The 21,495-nt window shown below is 62.1% G+C and carries 16 protein-coding genes; 8 read left to right on the forward strand and 8 right to left on the reverse strand.

Annotated elements, in window-relative coordinates; translation table 11 throughout:
- Positions 1 to 24: 24 nt before the first annotated feature.
- The 6 genes from HDF16_RS01940 to HDF16_RS01965 are packed head-to-tail and all read left to right on the forward strand — an operon-like array spanning position 25 to position 7,022.
- Positions 25 to 2,634 (forward strand): penicillin acylase family protein, encoded by a 2,610-nt coding sequence (locus HDF16_RS01940; RefSeq protein WP_184213479.1) that lies wholly within the window; start codon positions 25 to 27, stop codon positions 2,632 to 2,634.
- Positions 2,635 to 2,639: 5 nt separating this feature from the next.
- The gene (locus HDF16_RS01945) at positions 2,640 to 3,179 is read left to right on the forward strand and encodes an MOSC domain-containing protein (RefSeq protein ID WP_184213480.1); all 540 of its coding nucleotides are present in this window, start codon (positions 2,640 to 2,642) and stop codon (positions 3,177 to 3,179) included.
- A 32-nt stretch (positions 3,180 to 3,211) separates the two neighbouring features.
- Entirely contained in the window at positions 3,212 to 4,900 is a 1,689-nt protein-coding gene (locus HDF16_RS01950; RefSeq protein WP_184213481.1) for a hypothetical protein, read from the forward strand.
- A 24-nt stretch (positions 4,901 to 4,924) separates the two neighbouring features.
- Positions 4,925 to 5,899, forward strand: coding sequence for a polyprenyl synthetase family protein (locus HDF16_RS01955; RefSeq protein WP_184213482.1), 975 nt, complete (start codon positions 4,925 to 4,927; stop codon positions 5,897 to 5,899).
- Between the two features lie 6 nt (positions 5,900 to 5,905).
- Positions 5,906 to 6,262: a metal-sulfur cluster assembly factor gene (locus HDF16_RS01960; RefSeq protein WP_184213483.1), complete on the forward strand. Its 357-nt coding sequence runs from the start codon at positions 5,906 to 5,908 to the stop codon at positions 6,260 to 6,262.
- 10 nt (positions 6,263 to 6,272) lie between these two features.
- The gene (locus tag HDF16_RS01965) at positions 6,273 to 7,022 is read left to right on the forward strand and encodes a class I SAM-dependent methyltransferase (RefSeq protein ID WP_184213484.1); all 750 of its coding nucleotides are present in this window, start codon (positions 6,273 to 6,275) and stop codon (positions 7,020 to 7,022) included.
- A 155-nt stretch (positions 7,023 to 7,177) separates the two neighbouring features.
- Here HDF16_RS01965 and tsaE read toward each other — a convergent pair whose 3' ends face one another.
- The 6 genes from tsaE to HDF16_RS01995 form a co-directional block, all read right to left on the reverse strand.
- Positions 7,178 to 7,627: a tRNA (adenosine(37)-N6)-threonylcarbamoyltransferase complex ATPase subunit type 1 TsaE gene (tsaE, locus tag HDF16_RS01970; RefSeq protein ID WP_184213485.1), complete on the reverse strand. Its 450-nt coding sequence runs from the start codon at positions 7,625 to 7,627 to the stop codon at positions 7,178 to 7,180.
- A complete protein-coding gene (locus tag HDF16_RS01975; RefSeq protein ID WP_184213486.1) occupies positions 7,624 to 9,222 on the reverse strand; it encodes an NAD(P)H-hydrate dehydratase in 1,599 nt (532 codons plus the stop codon). The genes tsaE and HDF16_RS01975 overlap by 4 nt, the downstream gene beginning before the upstream one ends.
- Before the next feature lie 35 nt (positions 9,223 to 9,257).
- Entirely contained in the window at positions 9,258 to 10,502 is a 1,245-nt protein-coding gene (locus tag HDF16_RS01980; RefSeq protein WP_246408575.1) for a penicillin-binding transpeptidase domain-containing protein, read from the reverse strand.
- A 224-nt stretch (positions 10,503 to 10,726) separates the two neighbouring features.
- Complete coding sequence (ftsZ, locus tag HDF16_RS31765) at positions 10,727 to 13,009, reverse strand: cell division protein FtsZ (RefSeq protein WP_432432228.1); 2,283 nt, start codon at positions 13,007 to 13,009, stop codon at positions 10,727 to 10,729.
- Between the two features lie 172 nt (positions 13,010 to 13,181).
- Positions 13,182 to 14,411 carry a cell division protein FtsA gene (gene ftsA, locus HDF16_RS01990; protein ID WP_184213487.1) on the reverse strand — a complete coding sequence of 410 codons (1,230 nt, stop codon included), beginning with the start codon at positions 14,409 to 14,411 and terminating at the stop codon, positions 13,182 to 13,184.
- Entirely contained in the window at positions 14,408 to 15,748 is a 1,341-nt protein-coding gene (locus HDF16_RS01995) for an FtsQ-type POTRA domain-containing protein (protein ID WP_348641217.1), read from the reverse strand. Before HDF16_RS01995 ends, ftsA begins: the two co-directional genes overlap by 4 nt.
- Before the next feature lie 237 nt (positions 15,749 to 15,985).
- Between HDF16_RS01995 and HDF16_RS02000 the strand changes: the two genes are divergently transcribed.
- Together HDF16_RS02000 and HDF16_RS02005 are read left to right on the forward strand one after the other, a co-directional pair.
- Positions 15,986 to 16,378, forward strand: a complete 393-nt coding sequence (locus HDF16_RS02000) for a hypothetical protein (protein ID WP_184213488.1) — start codon at positions 15,986 to 15,988, stop codon at positions 16,376 to 16,378.
- A 132-nt stretch (positions 16,379 to 16,510) separates the two neighbouring features.
- Entirely contained in the window at positions 16,511 to 17,266 is a 756-nt protein-coding gene (locus HDF16_RS02005; protein WP_184213489.1) for a carbohydrate-binding family 9-like protein, read from the forward strand.
- Positions 17,267 to 17,442: 176 nt separating this feature from the next.
- On the opposite strand, the gene HDF16_RS02010 is transcribed toward HDF16_RS02005, so the two are convergent.
- Together HDF16_RS02010 and murC are read right to left on the reverse strand one after the other, a co-directional pair.
- On the reverse strand, positions 17,443 to 19,542 hold the full coding sequence (locus tag HDF16_RS02010; RefSeq protein ID WP_184213490.1) for a SpoIIE family protein phosphatase: 2,100 nt from the start codon (positions 19,540 to 19,542) through the stop codon (positions 17,443 to 17,445).
- 426 nt (positions 19,543 to 19,968) lie between these two features.
- The gene (murC, locus tag HDF16_RS02015) at positions 19,969 to 21,363 is read right to left on the reverse strand and encodes a UDP-N-acetylmuramate--L-alanine ligase (protein WP_184213491.1); all 1,395 of its coding nucleotides are present in this window, start codon (positions 21,361 to 21,363) and stop codon (positions 19,969 to 19,971) included.
- Positions 21,364 to 21,495 lie beyond the last annotated feature (132 nt).

The raw sequence follows: 21,495 nt of genomic DNA on the forward strand, positions 1-21,495 counted from the left end.
GCCATATAGACTTTGGCTAAGCCCATGGACTCCAACTCACGCGCTCAAGACCTTCCTGCCTCCAACAGAATCTCGCCGCGCAAGCCCCGCCGCGCGAAGCTCTGGCTCACAGGCTTCGCCGTCCTCCTCATTCTCCTCGTGATCCTTGGAGTCTGCGGCTTCTTCTACGGGCGTCACTGGATGCAGGCCGCACTGCACGACAGCCTCCCGCAGGTCGACGGCCAGCTTGCCGTCACCGGCCTCTCCGCGCCTGTCACCGTGGCGCGCGACGCCCACGGCGTCCCCCACATCACCGCCGCCACCGTCGAAGACCTCGTCTTCGCCCAGGCCTACATCACCGCCAGCGACCGCCTCTGGCAGATGGACGCTCTGCGCCGCCACGCCGGCGGCACCCTCGCCGAGATCCTCGGCAGCGGCCTCGTCGAGCACGACACCATGCAGCGAACCCTGCAACTTCGCGCCGCCGCCGACCGCGCCCTCGCCGTCCTTCCCGCAGACCAGAAACACTGGCTCGACATCTATGCCAGCGGCGTCAATGCCTCCATCGCCGCCCAGCACGATCACCTCCCAATCGAGTTCAAGATACTCCGTTACACGCCCGAACCCTGGACGCCGCGCGACTCCCTGCTCGTCGGCATCGCGATGTTCCAGGACCTCACCACCACCTTCCCCGATGAACTTGACCGCGAAGCCCTTTCGGCAAAGCTTTCGCCTGACCTCCTTGCCGACCTCTACCCTGTCGGTTCCTGGCGCGACCATCCCGTCGGTCAGCCCACCGTCGATCTCACTGCCCCGCAGCCCGAGATCGAGCAGGTCCCGCTCGACGAGTCGCAAAGCAAGCTGAACTTCCCAAAACAATTCGAAGACCACCTCCGCGACCTTCAACACGCGAAGGCCACGCTCGCCCAGGTGTCCGCCCGTTACGCCTGCGAGGGTTGCATCTCTGGCTCGAACGGATGGGCCGTCTCCGGAGCAAAGACCGCCTCCGGCAAGCCGCTGCTCTCGAGCGACATGCACCTCTCACACAACGTCCCTGGCATCTGGTACATGGCCAGCCTCGAATCGGGCAGCTTCCACGTCTCCGGCGTCACCCTCCCCGGAACGCCCTTCGTCATCGTCGGCCACAACCAGCACATCGCCTGGGGGTTCACCAACCTCGGCGCGAAGGTGCAGGACCTCTACGTGGAACAGACTCGCGGCACCGGCTCGAGCGCGGAGTTCCAGGCTGCCGACGGAAGCTGGCATCCTCTGCTGCACCAGTCCGAAGTCATCAAGGTAAAGGGCGGCAAGGACATCGACCTCGATGTCTCGCTGACCCAGCACGGCAACGTAGCAACGCCCATCCTCTCGCCCATCTATCCGCACGATAAGCGGTCCGTCGCCCTGCGCTGGACCCTCTATGATCCCGCCAACGTCACCTCGCCCTTCTATGCGATCAACTCCGCCAGCGACTGGAAGAGCCTGTGTGCCGCCACCTCACTCTTTGGCGGTCCAGCGCAGAACTTGCAGTACGCCGACGACCAGGGCCACATCGGCTATCACGCCATCGGTCGCGTACCGGTGCGCGGCTCCATGACTACTCCTACGCTGCTAAGCCCGGTTCCCACCGACGGCCGCGACCTCCTCGGCGAATGGGCCGGCTACATCCCCTTCGACGCTATGCCGCAGTCTTACGATCCCCCCGGCGGCATCGTCGCCACGGCAAACTCCCGCGTTACCCCGGATGGTTATCCATTCCCCCTCACCCTCGACTGGGCCGAGCCGTACCGCAACGAACGCATCTGGAAGGTCCTGCAGGCGAAGTCCGGCCTTGTTCCTGCGGACATGCTTATCCTTCAGACCGACGTCTACTCCGATTTCGATAAGGTCGTCGCCCAGCGTCTCGCCTACGCCATCGACCACGCCAACGTCGACGCAAATCACGACGCCGCCCGGGCCAAGCGCCTGCATAAAGCCGCCGACATCCTCCGCATCTGGGATGGCACCGTGGCCATCGACAGCTCCGCCGCCGCCATCACCGACAGCGCACGCCGCGCCTTCCTGCGGCTTGTCCTCGGCTCAAAGCTCGGCATCACAGATGACGTGGCCCTTAGCCTGGGCAAAGACAACCCAGTCAATCTCTATAGCTGGGGTGAGAGCTTATACGCAGAGGAACAGATCATCGTCCACCAGCCCGCGCGCTGGCTTCCCGCAAAGTACGCGGACTGGAATGCCCTGCTCACCGCCGCCGTCGAAAAGGGCCTGGCCGACGCCAAGGCCCCCTCGGACCTCGAGAAGTGGCACTACGGCAATGTCCGTCCCGTCGATATAGAGCACCCCATCCTTTCGCAGTCCCCTGCGCTTCGCCTGGTCCTCGGCATGCCTGTCGGCACGGGCGTGCAGCCGCAGAGCGGCGATAGCTCGACGATCAAACAGGTAGGCCGCAAGTTCGGGCCATCCGAGCGCCTGACGGTCGACTTCGGCGATCTCGACCACTCCACCCTGAACGTCGTGCTCGGCGAATCTCCCAATCCTGAGAGCCCATGGTTTATGGACCAGTGGCCTGGCTGGTACCACGGCACGACCTTGCCGATGCCGTTCTCGCAGGCGGCAACTTCCGCAGCGACAGCACACACGCTGACGCTGGTGCCGTAAATCGGATGTCCTGCGTAGTCTCAGTAAGCCTTAGTGGCAAACACACCTTCAGCAAGCAGGGCGTGGACCGGATCGCTCTCCTGACCGGCCTCGGCGTTGAAGGCGATGCGCACTGCGGCGCTCTGGTAAAGCATCGTTACCACCTAAGAAAAGATCCGACGCGGCCTAACCTCTGCCAGGTGCACCTCATCCACTCAGAGCTGTTCGAGGAACTCGCCTCGAAAGGCATCGTCATCGCCGCCGGAGATATGGGCGAGAACATCACCACCTCCGGCCTCGACCTGCTAGGCCTGCCAACCGGCGCGCACCTGAAGATCGGCAATGACGCGGTCGTCGAGGTCACCGGTCTCCGCAACCCCTGCGTTCAGATGAACGATCTACGGCCCGGCCTGATGCAGGCAGTGATCGAGCGAGTGCCCGGCAGTAAGCCGCGTATGAAGGCAGGCATCATGGGCATCGTCGTCGCGGGCGGCGTGGTGCGGCCCAGCGACACCATCCATGTGGAACTGCCACCGCAACCCTGGCGTCCCATGGCATGCGTGTAAGAACCGCCCAAGACTGCGATACCCTTTGACTCATGCGCCGCGGCCCGATCCCACTCGTCTTTTACCTGATCCCCACCGCAGCGTTCCTCGCCGTCCTTCCGCTCATCCTGCACGGCTGCTCCTGCGGCCACGACTTCGACTTCCACCTTGTCAGCTGGATGGAAGCCGCGTCGCAGTTCAAACGGGGCAACCTGCATCCCTCCTGGGCGTTCTCTCCCGCATGGAACGCGGGTGAACCGCGCTTCGTCTTCTACCCGCCGATATCGTGGTCGCTCGGCGCAATCCTCGGCCTGATGCGCTGGTCCACGGCTCCCATCAACTACACGTGGATCGCCCTCACCGCATCCGGCTTTGCCATGTACTCTCTCGCGCGAACTCTCAAAGTCAGCGAGCACGCAGCCCTCATCGCATCGCTGGTCTATCTCGCGAATCCTTACATGCTCTTCACCGCGTACGAGCGCACAGCGTATGCCGAACTCCTCGCCGCCGCGTGGATACCATTGCTGCTCTCCGCTATCCTGCGCGATCGCATCACGCCCCTCCGCATCGCCGTACCCGTAGCTCTCCTATGGTTGACCAACGCTCCCGCCGCCGTGATGGGCTGCTATGCGCTCGCCGTGCTGGCTGTGCTTCGCATGCTCTGGCAGTGGCTCGACGACCGCAGCGATTCGCGACTCAAGGCTACTAGCGCTCTCGCGCTGCGAATCTTTGCCGGGCTCGCCCTCGGCCTCGGCCTCGCCGCCTTCTATATCCTGCCCGCGGCCGATGAACGCCGCTGGGTGCAGATCGCCATGGCCACCATCGAAGGCATGAGGATCGAAGACAACTTCCTCTTCCACCACACCACTGACGCTCTGCACGACGAAGTCCTGCACACAGCCTCGCTCATCGCTGTCGCCATCCTCGCCGCAGCGTTAGTCATCCTCGCCACGCTCCTCGTACGCCCCACGCGAGCGAATGCGTCGCCGGACACGCGCCGCCATGCGATCTCCCTTAGCATTCTGGGCATTCTCATCGGAGTTCTGCTGATACCAGCCAGCGCCATCTTCTGGCGTATCGCGCCGGAGATGACCTTCCTGCAGTTCCCCTGGCGACTCACAGCCGTGCTCGCTGCGATCCTCTGCTCCGGACTTGCTCTGCTTCTTGCGCGCGTCAGCGTTCAAAGCCTGTGGCTCGGCATCTTCGCCGTCATCGTACTTCCCTGCGTCATGTGGCCTGCTGCGAAAGCCTTCACTCAGTCATGCGACGACGAAGACAACGTCGCCGCCCGACTCGCGGTCTTTCGCACCCACATGGGTACCGACCCAACCGATGAGTACACCCCCACCAACGCCGACAACGAAGCCCTCTCCCACGTCAATCCTCCCTATTGGCTAACCGAAGACGGCAATGGCCTTCCGTCAGCCCGGGGAGAACGAGAAGGCACGTCGCCGATGAATTTCGCGATTACCACACCTCGCGACGCCGTAGTCGTCCTGAACCTGCGTGTTTTTCCCGCATGGCTGATCCGGATAAACGGCAACGTCAGCACGCAACGAGTCGACCGTGCCGACGGTCTCATCGCGGTTCCGATCAAAGCAGGCCGATCCGATATTGCCATCTCCTACGCGATGACTCTCGACCGCAAACTCGGCGACGGCATCACCCTCGTCGCACTCTGCGCGGCAATCGCCATCGCCGCGCGCCGTCGACGCATCTCTGCCTCCGAGCCGAGTCCATAGCCCCTCGCGTATCATCGGAGATTGATGAATTCGATTGTTCAATCTCTTTTACGTTCCGGTGCCGCCTCCACCGACGCCGCCCTGGAACACCTGCTGCCTGGTACGGATGTCCTTCCCCACTCCATCCATCGCGCCATGCGCCATAGCGTCTTCGCCGGCGGCAAGCGTCTTAGGCCCATCCTTTGCATGGAAGCAGCCCGTATGGTGGCAGCCCATTCCAATCCCGCTCTCATAGACGCGATCCCTGAAGGCGTAGCCGAGCTAGGCGCGGCGTTGGAGATGCTGCACACCTACTCGCTCATCCACGATGACCTGCCGGCGCTCGACGACGATGTTCTCCGTCGCGGCCAGCCGACCTGCCACGTCGCCTTCGGAGAGGCCACAGCCATCCTCGCAGGCGACGCCCTTCAGACACTCGCCTTCCAGACAATCGGCAACCTCCGCCCGCCGCCAGCAACGACCGTCGCCATCCTGCGCGAGATCGCAGCCGCCGTCTCCACCGGCGTGGGCACGGTCGGTGACATCCAGACCGGACTTCCCCCGGGAATGATCGGCGGCCAGGTCATGGACATCGAAGGCGAAGGCCACACGCCGACGGCGGAGCTCGTCGAAGCCATCCACCGCGCCAAAACCGGCGCTCTCATCGCCGTCAGCATCGTCGCTGGCGGCCTCTACGGCGCGGGCTCCGCTTCAACCGAATCGACCGCATCGTCCGACACCATCGGGCGGCTGCGCTCCTTCGGCGAAAAGGCAGGACTCGCCTTCCAGATCGTCGACGACGTCCTCGACATGACGCAGGACTCCGCGCAACTCGGCAAGACCGCCGGCAAGGACACCGCAACCGTCAAAGCCACCTGGCCCGCCGTCTACGGCATCGAGCGCTCGAACGAAGACGCAAAGACTCTCATCGCCGATGCCTTCGCCGAACTTGAACCCTTCGGCGCAGCCGCCGATGGCCTCAAGGCAATCGCGCAATATCTTGTTGAGAGAACGAACTAATCTGCGATGAATCAAAAGATCACAGAAGACTCCATCCGCGACGCCCTCCGCGACTGCTACGACCCCGAAGTCCCCTGCAACATCGTCGACCTCGGCCTTGTCTACAGCGTCGCCGTCGCGCCTGATCCCGACGCTCCCGGCGCGGGCATCCCCGGCGTTCCTCCACGCCACAAGATTCACATCAGCCTGACCCTCACATCAAAGGGCTGCCCCGCCCACACCCAGATCATCGCGCAGATCGAAGGCCGCCTCAGCGCCTTCGAGACCGTTAGCCAGACCTCGGTCGACCTCGTTTGGGAGCCGGCATGGAGCCCCGCACGCATCTCCCCCGAAGGCCGCAAGCTTCTGGGCATCGAACCTTGAGGGCGGCCTAGTGGCGAAGCGAAAGAGCGCGCCCGACCCAATCCATCCTTTCGACTCCATGCACGGCGTCGAGACCAGCGGCCTCATCCCCGCCGGCGACCTCATCACCGGCCACAGCAGCGACAAGCACGTCACCGCCTACTACGGCGTCGCGCCATCCATCCTGCGCAGCCTCGTCGAGCTCTGGCTCGACACAGCTCCTGCGCATCCCATCGAGCGCTACAGTTTCATCGACATCGGCGCAGGCAAGGGCCGAGCTATTCTCGTGGCCAGCGAACTTCCCTTTCGCCAGGTCATCGGCATCGAGCTCAACCCCTCCATGGCCGACATCGCGCAGCGCAACGTCGACCACTGGATCGACACCCACGCCGCCGATCCTACCGCATTACCTCACGCTCCCGTCCGCCTCGTCGAACAGGACGCGCTCGAGTTTGACTTCCCGCGAACGCCCTGCATCGCCTTCATGTTCCACCCCTTTGAAGCTCCCCTGATGCGCAAGCTTCTTACTCGAATGGAAAGCCAGTTCGCTCACCGTCCCGGCGACCTCGACATCCTCTACGTCAACGCCGAGTGCGCCTCCGTCTTCGACCGCAACCCGGCGTTCACGCGGCTCTGGTTCGGCAAGGTCGCGATGTCCGCGGAAGACCACGCCGCCGATCTCGAAGCCATCGCTCAGCAGCGCGATTATGGATCGACTGGCGATGAAGAGTGCGCCATCTATCGCTATGTTGGGCGTGGAACTACGGCAAGAGCTGCTTAAGGCGCCCTGCGCGGGCGGCGGTCACTTCGTGACTTGTATACCGCTTTGCGTGGTGCTCCTTTCGGTCGCAATATCTTCATCCCGACCAAAGGGAGGGCCATGCGAAGTCCAATACACGTCACGAAGTGACCGCCCCGCGCATAGCGGGCTTTTACTTACTTAACTCCGATCACCATAAGCCGTTCGTCGCCGCCAAGGTTCTCCATCGCCACTTCACCGTTCGCCATCTCCACCACGCGCGGAAACTTCTCACCCCACTCCACCAGCACCAGAGCGTCCGGCTCCGCGATCATCTCCTCAATGCCCAGCGTCGCCAGCTCTCGCTCCGTCTCCAGCCGGTAGAGATCGAGGTGATAGATCTTCACCTTCGTACCCTGATACTCATGCACCAGCGTGAATGTCGGACTGGTGACCTCCTCAGGGTCAGCCGCTCCAAGCGCTGCCGCGATCCCCTTCACCAGCGTCGTCTTCCCCGCGCCCATCTCCCCACGCAGGATCACCAGCCGAGGCGTCGGCATCAGGATCTCCGCCACGCGCTCCGCAATTGCCATAGTCCCATTCACAGACCGTGTCTTAAACCGCTTCTCGTGCTTTGCGTCAATCATCTCTTGTTCAATCCCGTAATCCAGGTAAATCCGTCCTCATCACGCGTCCGATAGCGAAATGCGTCCGAAAGATTCGCGACCGTGTCCGTCGCCAACACCGTGTGTTCATCCATGGCATGGGCCGCGAAGTCGCCAGCAAGCCCATGCAGATACACTGCCGCTTCCACTGCCTCGGCAATATTATCCGGGAACTGCGCCAGCATCGCGGCGACGATGCCCGTAAGGATATCGCCGCTCCCACCCTTCGCCATCGACGGATTTCCGGTCGTGTTCACCGCAATACTGCCATCCGGATGTGCGATCAACGTCCGCCATCCCTTCAACACTAGCGTGACTTGGTGCTTCGTCGCGAAGGCTCGCGCAAGGTTGATGCGGTCAGCCTCAACCTCCTTCACCGTCAGCCCGGTTAGCCGCGCAAACTCTCCCGGATGCGGTGTCAGCACGATGGTGCGGCCAACGCCATCAAGAAAATGGGTGCGAGTCACGTCAAAGGCGTTCAAAGCATCGGCGTCGATCACCATCGGCACCGTCGTCTTCGCCACAAGCTGCCGCGCAAACTCCGAAGCCTCACCCTTGGTCGAAAGCCCCGGCCCAATAGCGACCACCGAGATGCGTTTCATCAACACATCAAGCCGGTCGAGGTTCCTCAGGTCAACCGCCCCCTCGTCGCCTTGCGTCAGCGGCGCAATCATCAACTCCGGAGCAATCTGGGCAACGAGATTCACAATGCTATCCGGCACCGCAGCCGTCACTAGTCCGGCCCCGGTCCGCATTGCCGCGAGTGCAGACATCGAAGGCGCGCCCGCCGTTCCATACGACCCACCCACCAGCAAGACATGTCCAAACTTGCCCTTATTCGAGTTGACGTTCCTGGGCATCTCCGCGATCGTCTTGGAAGCTCCGCCCCAGTGCAGATTGCCTGAACTGGCAATGACCGCATCCGGCGATCCAATCCCCGCCACCACCACCGGCCCGAAGACGTTCCCTCGCGTCAGCGCACCAAAGACATGCGCGAGCTTCGGCGCGGTAAACGTCACCACCGCATCCGCCCGAAACGCATCAGGCGACTTCTGCTCTGTCGAGTCCGCATCCCAGCCGGAGGGAAGGTCAACCGCGACGACAGGCGTCCGCAGCAAAGCAACGCGGTCGCGAATCTCTGCTCCCAATCCCTTCAGCGGCGGCTTGAATCCCGTGCCCACAATCGCATCGACGATAAGGTCGAAGCTCTCAGCCTCCGGAAGCGAACCTTCCTTCATGCCCACAACCGTCACGTGAGGAGCAGCAGCCATCAGCGCCCGTAGCTCCGCAGTCGGCGTCTCCTTCAGGTCGGAGACCTCGCCCAAAATCGCAATCGTAATCTCACGATGCCCCGTCACCGCAAGCACCTTCGCAGCAACAATCCCGTCGCCGCCGTTATTGCCCTTGCCGCACAAAAACAGCAGCCGACTCGCTTCGGGATAGCTTCGTTCGATGAACCGCGCTACGGCAGTGCCCGCGTTCCCCATCAGCGTGGACATCGTGATATCGCACTCGACGATCGTCCGCCGGTCAGTCTCAGCCATATCGGCCGCAGTCAATATCTCGTATTTTCCCATAACTCTCTGATGTAAGAGTACGGGAGTTCGCCGCTTTAGCGGGTGCCGGTGGTAGTGTCCGTGACAGCCTGTACCTTCGGCTGGAAGTAAGCGCGCTCCCACATTCCGCGATAGAACTGACCTGTCAGCTCCGCCGCCTTGGGGCCGAAGGTTGGCCGACCGCCTTCAAGGAAGATCACCGTAACGATACGTCCCGTCGGTGTATCAGCGAACGAACCAAACCAGCCATAACGCACGCCGTTATTCGAGCACGTCCCTGTCTTCCCCATCACGGGAAACTCGGTGAAGTTCGCCTTCAGCGACCGCGCTGTCCCATACTGGACCGCCGCCGCCATCCCGACGTGCATATCCGGCAGCAGAGGAGCGATGTCGAGAATCCGCTTCACCTTCGGGTTGAAACTTGCAATATCTTCTGGCGTCTGCGGGTGCTGCAGATAGTAGAGCGTGCCGCCGTTGGCGATCGCCGCCACCATCGCTCCAAGTTGCAGCGGGGTCATGGAGACACTCTCTCCGAAGCTGCACATCCGGCCCACGCCGCCTGCCGAGGCAGGAAGTTCGTGGTCGGGATAGGTGCCAAGCTGCTCGCCTTGAATGTTGTAACCAGCGAGCTCGCCCAGGCCGAACTGGTTCGCGTAGTGCTTCACCCGCTCGAAGCCAAGCGAGCGGCCAAGTGTCTCAAAATAAAGGTTGTTCGAGTGCGCCAGCGCCTCGGTCAGCGTCAGATGATAGTGACCGCCGAGATTCACCGGCGTGTCGCGGGTCACTATTCCCTCTTCAAGCGCCGCAAGCGCGACCGAAAGCTTGATCGTCGAACAGGGTTCCGCGCCGGGCGAGAGTGCCAGCTTCTGGTTCACCATCGCTAGGATCCGACCACTCGAAGGATCGATCGCCAGCGCTGTCCCATTCATGTTGCCTAGAGCTTCAATCGCTGCCGCCCGGACCACCGGATCTTCTCCCTGGGTCACATCCCCGAGCGTTAGGTTGTCGATGTCAGCAAAGGAGTTACCGGTAAAACGCTCGGTATAGCGTGTGCGCCGGACAGCGAGTTTAGTCTTCACTGCCCCACGGCGACCAGAGCGAACAACCGCAACCTTGGCCGTGGCGGCCTTTGCGGTTGAAGCGCGTGCCACCCGATGGGAGGTCTTCGTCGCGGCCACATGGCCCTTCGTCTTCGCAACCGCGTGTGGGTGATGAACCACCTTCGCAAAGGCGGTTTCACGTCCGATCACCAAGGCGAGCACAAACAGACAAAAAGCAACAAATCGGGAAGACTTAACCAAGATTGACTCCTCTTTTGACACCAGACGCCATGTCTGCACGGTGGATGCCACCCAAACCTTGCAGGGAGTGATCACACTTTAATCTTACGTTCATCCCGCGCGGCACGGCCATTCTTCTTCTGGGGGATATCTGCCCAGCCACTTGCCCGTTTTGAAGCCCCTTCCCTTTGACTCTCGCCAGCGTCAGTGGATAGAAGAACACCATCGTTTGCGCAACCTGCTCGTCAACGCCCGCGACGCAGAAATGCTGGAATATCAAGCTCATCCGAATCGGCAGTCTCTATCGTTTCGACCGGGGCAGGCTTTCTGCCAAAGAAGAAGGAACTGCGCGCAGGGGCCTCTTGCCTGGGCCTTTCGGGCGCAACCGGTGCCTCAATCTCAGGTTCAATATGACGTTCGACAAGGCGCTCAACCGGGCGCTCGATGGGCTGCGCTTCGACGTACTGTGGCCGCAGAGGTGGAGCGGGCCGTTCATGACCTGCGGCGAGCTCGTAACCGCTTGCCTCACTCGGACGTGGAGTTGGCGGGGTCGAGGTTCGGAACGCCGGGCTGCTCAAGAAGGAGGAGACAGGTCTCGGCTCCTCAACCCGTTCTTCCTGCCGCGCAGGGGCCGGCGAGCGGAAGAACTCGTCGTCGAAGATGGAAGCCGGAACGGAACGAAGCTCGGGCTCGGGCGCGACCGGGGGAGTTACTGCTCGTGGCCGGGGCGTTACCTCGGCCGCCGAGGTGGTCAGCGAAGAAGCCGCCACAGGCTCTCTTGGCACCTGGGCTGTAACTGGAGCTGCGACCGGTGTCGCGACCGGGGTTGTCTCATCCGGAGCTGCTCCGACCTGGGGAGCTGCGGCAAAGACTGCCGGGGCCCAGCGATGCGTCTCGGCCATCGCCGCCGACACCACGGATACTCGGAAATCCGGCTCCTCGGCCTCCGAGGTAACCGTTGGCGGAGCGACCACCGCAGGCGCGGCGACCACGGGCTCTATCGCCGCTGGAACTGATGCGGGTATTGGTTCAGGAACTGGAGTCGGCACGGCGAAGGCCGTCACCGAAAAAGTCGGCGGGGGGGGAGCAACGGGAGTTACAGCGACGGGTGCTGGAGGCTGGGCAACAGGCGCAGCAGGTACCGTAGCCGCGGGCGGAGGAGGTGCGACAGCAGCCGGAGCGGGTGGAACTGCCGGAGCTGCGGATGCGGCATGTTCTGCGGCGAAACGTTCCGCTGCTGCACGCACACTTGAAATCCCACTCACAGCCCGTGGCTGCACAGGAACCTCATCATGGCGGATTGTGGGCAGCGCGGCATCGGCGAGCATGCGCTCACGCCGCTCCGGCCGGAAGAATCGCTGCTCTTCGACCACGGGCGTTGGCTCTGCTGCCGGAGCGACCGCAACCGGGGGAGCTACCGGGATTGGCGGCGGAACCGCAGCCTCCACCACTGGAACCGGCTCCGGGAGAACCGGCGCTTTGGGGGCAGCGGCGGCGATTGGCACCGGCTCCGACGCGGACACCGGCGCAGCCGGCCTCGCGTGCGGCATCTCGCGGAAACCCGTCGCGATGACGGTAATCTTCACCTCGTCGCCCAGCCGCTCGTCGAGCACCGCGCCGAAGATAATGTTCGCGTCTTCATGCGCTGCGGACTGGATGATGGTCGAAGCCTCGTTCACCTCGCTCAGCTTCAGCGAGCTCGATCCGGTCACGTTGATCAGGATGCCGCGCGCCCCATCGATCGCCCCAGCCTCAAGCAGCGGCGAAGCCATCGCGGCCGCAGCAGCGTCCTTCGCGCGAGTCTCGCCCGAACGCGACGCCGTACCCATCACTGCATAGCCCATGCCCGCCATCGTCGTCTTCACGTCGGCAAAATCGCGATTGATGACGCCAGGAATCGTAATGATGTCCGAGATCCCCTGCACCGCTTGGCGCAGCACGTCGTCGGCGATCTGGAAGCTCTCAAAGAATCCCGCGTCCTTCGCGACCGCCAGCAGCTTCTCGTTCGGGATCACGATCAGCGTGTCGACCGCCTCCAACAGCTCCTGCAGGCCGCGCTCCGCCTGCGCCATCCGCCGCTTGCCTTCAAAGCCAAAAGGCCGCGTCACGACCGCAACCGTCAGCGCTCCCATCTCACTTGCCAGCGATGCGATCACCGGAGCCGCGCCCGTTCCCGTGCCGCCGCCCAGTCCAGCGGTGACGAAGACCATGTCCGCACCCTCAAGCGCCTCGATGATCTTCTCCGAGTCTTCGAGCGCCGCACGCCGGCCTACATCCGGATTCGCACCCGCGCCCAGGCCGCTCGTCAACTTCACCCCAAGCTGCAGCTTGATGGGAGCGTTCGAAGCCTTCAGCGCCTGCACGTCGGTGTTGGCTGTGATGAACTCAACGCCCTCCACCCCGGCTGCGATCATGCGATTGACGGCATTGTTGCCGCCGCCGCCGACACCAATCACCTTGATGCGTGCGCCATGCGGAGGATCTTCGTGATACTGAATGCGGAGGGGATCTTCGGCTTGAATGGTCATCGGAAACTCCTTGCTGCCTTGAACTGCCTGAATGCTGATTTCTTAATTCGACAAGCTCATTCTCCCACCGTGGGAAGAAGAAAGCCGGGTATTTGCGCGTACTTGAACCAAAGGATGTTCGAAATTGGGACACCTGCGGGGGAAGGACTGCGGACTACAGAATCGGCCTCTGCTAAAAACTCCCGCCAAAAATAGACTTCAACTTCGACTTCAATCCTTGCTCTTCGTTCGCTCGCCGCACCTGTGTCCGATGCGTGTAAAGCAGCATTCCGATGGCGACCGAAAATTCGGGCCGCACCAACTCCTCCGGCATTCTCGATAGCGGCACCGGGCGGCCTATTCGCGATGAGACCCGCAGCAGGCTCTCCGCATTGTCCTGCAAACCCTGCAGATTCGCGCCGCCGCCCGTCAGCACCAGACCCGCGCCCAGCGCCTCCAGCACGCCGCCCTGGCGCAAGTTGTCGCGGAGCATCGTAAACAGTTCGCGCGCCCGTGGCTCCAGAATCTCCGCCAGGAAGCGCTGCCGCACCATCCGCGCGGGATGCGCGTTCGGGTCCGCGACGTTGCCGCCAATCTCAATCTCGTTTAACTGTGGCACCGCCGTCACCACGCAGTTGCCAAAGGTCTTCTTCAGATACTCGGCCTCTTCGACCGAGATATGCAGCCCGACCGCGAGGTCGTTCGTAAAGTGGTCGCCGCCAATCGGAAGCACGGCCGTATGCGCGATCGAACCCTCGAAAAAAACCGCAAGCTCCGTCGTGCTCGCACCGATATCCGCGATGCACACGCCAAGCTCCCGCTCGTCGGCAGAGAGCACCGCCTCTGCCGCAGCGATGCCTTCATACACCGTGTCGATCACCTCGAGCCCGGCGCGGTTCGCGCACGTCACCACCGACTGCGCGATCCCTCCCGAGCAGGTCGAAAGATGAAGGTTCACCTCAAGCTTGTTGCCGACCATCCCGATCGGATCGTGAATCCCCTCCTGGTCATCCAGGATGAACTCCTGCGGCAGCAGATGCAGCACCTCGCGATCGGGTGGCAGCGCAATTGATCGCGCACGATCGACGCAGGCGCGAACCTCCTCGCGCGTGATCTCCTTCATCCGGCTGCCCATGCTGATGCCGCCCCGGCTGTTGATCCCCTTCACATGGGTTCCGCCGATGCCCACCACGCAGCTCTCGATGCCCGCCTTGGTCAGCCGCTCTGCTGTCAAGGCAGCCTTATTAATCGCCTCGGCTGCAGGCTCAAGCTTCGAGATCAGCCCCTTGCGCATTCCGCGCGAGACCTCGATGCCGTGACCGCGGTAGCGCAGCACGCCGTCATGAAGCTCCGCCACCAGCACCACCGACTTCGAACTCCCGGCGTCGAGCACCGTGATGAGACTGTCAGGCTTCTGGGTCACTGCCGGCTCGCTTGAGGAGAGTGCGTCGGCTTCGCCTTCGCTGCAAGCGACGCCGCAGCCTTAGTATGCGGCTTAACCACGACCATGTGCCACTCTTCGGCAGCCGGTTTCGCTGACTTCTTGCCCTGCGTCAACGGCTTGGCGGGAGCCTTCCCAGGTGCCTTTGTGGCGGGCTTCACAGGATGCTGCGCCGCTGCTTTCGCGACAGGCAAGATCGGCTTGTGCGGTGCAACACCCGGGACCTTCACTACGGTCTTCGCTACCGGCTGACTCGCTAACTTGCTAACCGGCTTTGCAGCTGCCTTTCCGCCCTGCTCAACTACAGGCGTAGTCGCCGCCTTGATCGGCACCTCGCTGCCCGGCTGCATATCCAGCACCACCTGCCGGTCGTAGCGCATATCGACCGACGAGAGCTTTGGATACTGTGTTCGCCACTCCGCCAGGTGTTGATCGAACTTGCGATAGCGATCGAGGAAGTCCGAATCGCCAAAATGGACGAGAACGTCGTTTGAGCCCTCGAAGAGCAGCGCCTTCACGTCCTCAGGATTGGAGAGGTCAACCTCGCTGATCTTCTTCGAGACTTGGTCTCCGCCGCTGTCGAGATCCCCCATGAACTGGCCGAAGATCTTCATCCGAGCGGCCCGCGTAGAGAGGGGCTCGTCCGCCCCGATGCCTCCTGTAATCACAGGAAACGAGTAGTGCGGATCGCTCGGCATATCGGCTGGGATATCCAGCAGCACGCCATTCGCATCCACCATGCTGAGCTGCGTTCCTTGGCGAACGAGCGCAACTGGTGTCCGCTCCGTGATCAGGATGCGAATGTGGTTGGGCAGCAGACGCATCACCGTCGCATGCTCTACCCAGGGCATCCGCTCCAGTTGGACGCGGCGCTCCGCCAACGGAACGTTGAAGATGTTGCGCTCGACATCTTCGCCGAAGACACTGAGTAGCTGCGCCCGTGTCACATGCGTATTGCCAACGCTTTCGATGGCGGAAGAGGACTCGATCACGAAGCGGGGATCGTGCAGAAAGAAGCTTCGAACCGCGAGAATTCCCGCAGCCACGACCGCGAGGAACAGCAGCACTCCGGCAGCGCTGAAGACCCGTCCCCAAAGCGTCTTCGGCAGGCGCACGGGACGGCCATTGAAGCGGAACCGCCTCCCGCGCTGACGGCGCGAACTGGCCGGAGCCTCTTCAACCCGTTCGGGCAGGCCATCGGCAAAGTCGTCGTCGAAGTCTCTCCCGGAGTCCACGCGAGGTTCGGCTTCCGTCAGCCGTGGACGGCGTCGGGCGGTGGTTGGCGAAGGAGCATACATCTCCTCCGGCGCATCAAGCACCGCACTTCCGCGCTTCGAAAATGGATCGTTTTGTCGCAAACCTGAGCAGGGTCGCGAAGAATCGCTTTCGTGACTATAAACCGCCGCAACTGGCTTGCGGCGAAGAGATAGCGCAAGGGGTATCGGTTCAGCAACTCACCCATCGGAGGCACGGCGGGGACTCAGACTTGGAGTTTCCCATATCCCCGTTTTCGAGGATCGGCACACTGACGGCAACGATATAAGCTTACCCAAACGATGACAGATGACATCTTCAAGCCTCTATTGGGCTTTCTATCCAAAGTCCCATCGATTACGGGAACGATTGGTTGTGGTGTCTCAGCCAAGGGCGAATGGTGGGCCAAGTTCACAATTGATATTACCCATCCACTGGCATGGAACGTGGTGCAAGAGTTTGGATTCGTACTCAATTACCTGTCCCTAGAGGAAAGGCTTCCAACTATATTCAAGCCGGTATCCCCACCCCCGTACATGAACGGAGGGCCGCAGGATTTCCTTTCCTGGGTGATCGAATGTGTCAGTTCGGACTTCACTCCCGCGACCTGCACCGAGTGGTTAGAAGGACGACTCCCCAGCCCTGTAGACGACTTGAGCCAGTGGCATGAAGAGGAAGAGGGCGACTCCGAGTAATGCTCCGGGGGCGCTTGACTCAATACTCCACCATGATTCGTTGTGCAGTTGCTCCCGCAAAGTCGGTGTTAGCGGAAACTTCAGTTCCGCAAACAAACTTCAAGGTACGATCGTTTCAAGCAGGCTCCGCACATGCACGCCACTCTCACCACCATCCTGATCCTCGCCACAGCCCTCCAGTCCCAGGCCCCGATTGCGCCTGTTTTGGACCCACCGAAGACCTACCCCTGCCACCGCACCGAACATCCTCCACGCATCGACGGCAAGCTCGACGACCCAGCATGGCTCCAGGCCCCCTGGACCACCGATTTCGTCGACATCGAAGGCCCCGCCAAACCACTCCCTCGTCTCCGAACCCGCGCCAAAATTCTCTACGACGCCACGAACCTCTATATCGCCGCCGAGCTTGAAGAGCCCGATGTCAAAGCCACCCTGACCCGGCACGACTCCGTCATCTTCCACGATAACGACTTCGAGCTCTTCCTCAAGCCTCCCCTCGCCAACCCGGGCTACTTTGAGTTCGAGATCAACGCCCTCAATACCAGCTGGGACCTCTTTCTCAACAAGCCCTACCGCGAAGGTGGCCTGCCCGACAACTCCTGGGCCATCCCCGGTCTTCAATCTGCCGTCAACGTCCAGGGCACCCTCAACCAATCCACCGACACCGACCACGGCTGGACCATAGAGCTCGCCATCCCATGGCAATCGTTCACCACCCGGCTTCCCACCCCCGACCCCACATCAGGCTCCGACTGGCGCATCAACTTCAGCCGCGTCGAGTGGACCACCGGCAAACCCAGGGAAGATAACTGGGTATGGACCCCTCAAGGCATCATCAACATGCACGTCCCCGAGCGGTGGGGCTACCTCCACCTACTGCCCAGCTAAGCCAACTCTCAGCATCGCTGACGCTATAGATCCTGCCCTCGCCACCCCCATGCAGAAGGCGTTTGCCGCTCGAGATTTCCTAGAACGCCGTTTCGCGGGAGACAGTGAATTAGGGCAACGCCGCGCCACGTTGCCCGCGCCATGAAAGCGAAACTCTCCGCTTCGGGCACAGGTTGTCACACACCGACAGTTCGAGTGACGGCGACGAGGCTAATGTCGTCTTCCTGGCCGAAGAGCTGGGCTGCGTCTGCAAGCGCTTTTACCGCACCGTTGTTCCGGAGCAGTTCAGCGACGCGGTCGAAGCCGAACAACTCTCCCTTCTCGTTTGTGGCTTCGAGGATTCCGTCGGAGACCATGACCAGCTTGTCGTCGTCGGCGAGGTTGAAGTGCATGACGGAGAACTCCGCTCCGTCGATCATGCCGAGCGGGAGAGCGCCTTCCATGTCGAGCGGCTTGCCGTTGAGATAAGGCGGCAGATGGCCGGCGTTAGCGAGCGTGCAGGAGCCGTCGGCGGCGATGCTGAGCGCAAGGCAGGTGGCTTGCGAGGACTCGCGGCCGATAAGCCGTCGGTTGAGAGCTTCGAGGACGATCAGAGGGTCGGAGTTCAGTTCCGCAGTGCTCCGGATGGCTCCGATGAGCAGGGCGACGGTCATGCCGGCCTGGAGTCCCTTGCCGGTCACGTCTCCGGCGACGATGAGCGTGCTGCCAGTCTTGTCGCTTCCGTCCGCAGGGTGCGGGATGATCTGGAAGAAGTCGCCCCCGACCTGGCGGGCAGCGCGGTACTCGGTCTCGATGAGCAGGCTGGGGTAGACGGTGCGGGACTCGGGAAGGATGACCTGCTGCACCTCGGCGGCCTGCTTGATGTCGAGCGCCTGCTCGCGCTGCAGGCGCAGCGAGACGAACATCCGGCGCAGCAGAAGGACGAAGAGCGCGAACACCAGCAGAAGCTGCGCCACAATACCAAGGTTGACCTGTATCCCGAAAGGAAACCAACTGCGCTTGATATGAAGGACATCCAGTTCATGCTGGAACCTGGACACGCCGAGCATGAGGACGGCGGGAAGAGCGACCCATCCCTCGCGCCCGTGCTTGCGAACGCCGAGGACGACGATCAGCACCAGAAGCGCGAGGAAGGCCAGCCGAACCGCTGCCGAAAGCAGATGAAACTTCACCGCGACCGGGTGCGGGACGAGGCCAAAGACGATTTCTTCGCCGAGCAGGTTGCCCGCCATGTAGAGCAGCGTGAGCAGAACGACCGCCTTCGGTAACCGGGTTGGTCGCTTCAACTGGAACCAGACCCACCAGACCATCACCCAGACCGCGAGGATGAGCGGGATGAATAGAACGTCCATCAATAGGTTGTAAGTAAACGTGCTGATGGACTGGCCTAGGGAGCCGACAGCCTGCACTCCTAAGCCAGCGGCTGTGATCGCGTAGACGGCTGCGATCCAGTAGTAGACCTTGTCGGAGCGGTCGAAGATGGAGAGGCTGATGGCCAGCACCGCCAGCAAGAAAAAGAGAGAGGCTTGGACGATGTCTAGCGCATAGGAGCGAATCTGTTCCAGCCAGCGCACCTGGTAGCTGGCGGAAACCGCTCCTGCCTGGCCCAGCAGAGGAGCGGTGTGGAAGCCGCCGGCATCGGCGTTGTAGTTGAGCGTAGAGGGTTCCATCCAGAGGCGGAAGGCGAGGACTTGGGTGCTGTCGGCGGAAGGCGGCATGGGGAAAAGCGTCGGCTGAGAGTTGTAGACGATGGGATGGCTGGTGGAGAAGTCGCCGAAGCTACCCAGAAGGTTGCCGTTGGCAAAGATCTGGAAGCCATCGTCCACATTGCTCGAGCCGGCGAGGGCCAGCTTGCGGCCAGCGAGGCCCTCGACCTTCACCCGGATGCGGTACCAGGCGTACCCGGAGTAACCTGGATGGCCCTTCGCCGTCCATCCAGGGACGAAGTCGGAGAGGCCGTAGACGGGGTCGAAGGAGCCCTCGGGCGGGGTGAGGTCGACGTTCTCCCAGTGGGAGTCGTCGAAGCCGGGCTCGGCCCAAAGCGGCTGGCGCGTGGCGGGGTCTAGCGGCGAGTCGCCGATGCTGAACTTGTACGGCCCGTTGAGCGGGAAGACGGACTGGCCGAGGGTGATGTGGTCGATACCGTCGGAGACTGGGTCGCCGGGCTTTGGCTCAGCGAGCTTTGGCGCAGGCGATTGCGCGAGGGTGCTGAGGCAGAGGAAAGACAGAAAAAGAACAGAGAGCTGCTTCAGGCTGGGGCGTGCGAGTGCGTGCAAGGGGTTTGATCCTCATCCGTACTATAACTCCCTAAAGATCGACAACAGTTCGATCCTGAGAGGAGTGAATATGCCTCGGAGGACTTCCGTAAAGTCGTTGTTTTCGGAAACTGGGTTGGCAATCGGCCACTGGACCGATGTAGCTGTAGTTGAGCGGACATCAAAAATCAACCAAATGGTTGAGTGACAACGCGACTGCGGGCCGGGTATACCTTTCATCATGAAACCCGCACTCGTAAATCTGTGGTCAAGGCTCATGGTGATCAGGTCCCGATGCCCCATCGCAAGGTACTACGGCGTATCCGCCAGAAGCCTGTAGAACCTGGATCGGCCTAACGGACAATTCGTTGAAGCGGACAGTCTGATGCGCTCCCGAAAGGGAGAACTTCCGGAGACCGTCGGCATAACGAACTCGTTAGGTGCAGCTTATGAGGCCAGCGCCTCCAGCAGCAACGGCGCCGCCTGCGAGACACTCCCCGCCCCTAGCGTCACGATCACCTCACCAGCCTTTGCCTCCGCCACCAGCGCCGCAACCGCAGCCGGAATGCTCGCCGCATAGCTCACCTTGCCCGCATGATGCTGCTGAATTGTCTCCGCGAGCGACTCGCCGTTGATGCCGGGAATCGGCTCCTCGCTCGCGGCATAGATATCCAGCACCTGCACTGTATCGGCATCGCCAAACGCCCCGGCAAACTCCGCCAGAAGATCGCGCGTCCGCGTATACCGGTGCGGCTGAAACAGAAGATGCACCCTGCCGTAGCCGCAGTCCTTCGCGGCTCTAAGGGTCGCCAGGATCTCCGTCGGATGATGGCCGTAGTCATCCACCACGGTGACGTCATTGACGACGCCCTTGATCTGGAATCGGCGGTCCACGCCACGAAATGTATCCAGCCCCGCCATGATTTGCTCCGGCGCAACCCCTAGCTGCACGCCAATCGCGATCGCCGCCGTCGCGTTCAAGACATTGTGCCGTCCCGGGACATGCAGGCTGAACGGCCCCATCGTTACGCCGCCAAAAGTGACCTGAAAGAACGAGTGGCAATGCGGCTGCTTTGCCAGAGGCTTGAGCCGAAAGTCCGCAGCCTCCGACTCACCATAGGTGTAGACCTTCCGGCGTACACGAGGCAGCAGAGCCGCAAGCTGCGCGTTGTCGAGGCACGCTGTCGTCGCTCCATAGAACGGCACACCATCCATGAACTGCAGGAACGCCGATTCCACGTCCTCCATGTCCTTGTAGCAGTCCATGTGCTCGCGATCGAGGTTTGTCACCACGCCAAGAATCGGCGACAGCTTCAGGAACGACCGGTCGCTCTCATCGGCCTCTGCAACTAGATACTGCGAGTTCCCCAGCCGCGCATTCGATCCCATCGAATCCACGCGTCCGCCGACTACCACCGTCGGGTCCAATCCGCCGCCGCCCAGTACCGCTGCGATCATCGACGTGGTCGTCGTCTTGCCGTGCATGCCCGCGACAGCGATGCCGTACTTCAGCCGCATCAACTCCGCCAGCATCTCTGCTCGCGGAATCACCGGCACCTTGCGCGCGCGTGCTTCCAACACCTCTGGATTCTTCGGCGATACCGCCGAACTCGTCACCACTACATCGCACGCCGACGCATTCGACGCCACGTGGCCCTCGAAGATGCGTGCGCCCAACCCGCTCAGCCGGTCGGTTACAGCCGAACGGCGGAGGTCGGAACCGGAGACCGGATATCCCATCGTCAGCAAAATCTCGGCGATCCCGCTCATGCCGATCCCTCCGATCCCGATAAAGTGAATGCGCTGTGTCGGCCCGAAGTGGAAGTGTCCTGGCAAAAACATAGATGACGTGTGCTCCTAAAATTGGCCCGCTTTAGAGCCCAAACATCCACTCTAGCAGCGCGGGCAGGCTGACGCCTTCGTCGTCCAACAATCCCACCAATGGGGGTTAGGTCCCCCGTTTGTGCACTTCAA

This window comes from Granulicella aggregans, from assembly GCF_014203275.1.
Taxonomy (GTDB): Bacteria; Acidobacteriota; Terriglobia; order Terriglobales; family Acidobacteriaceae; genus Edaphobacter.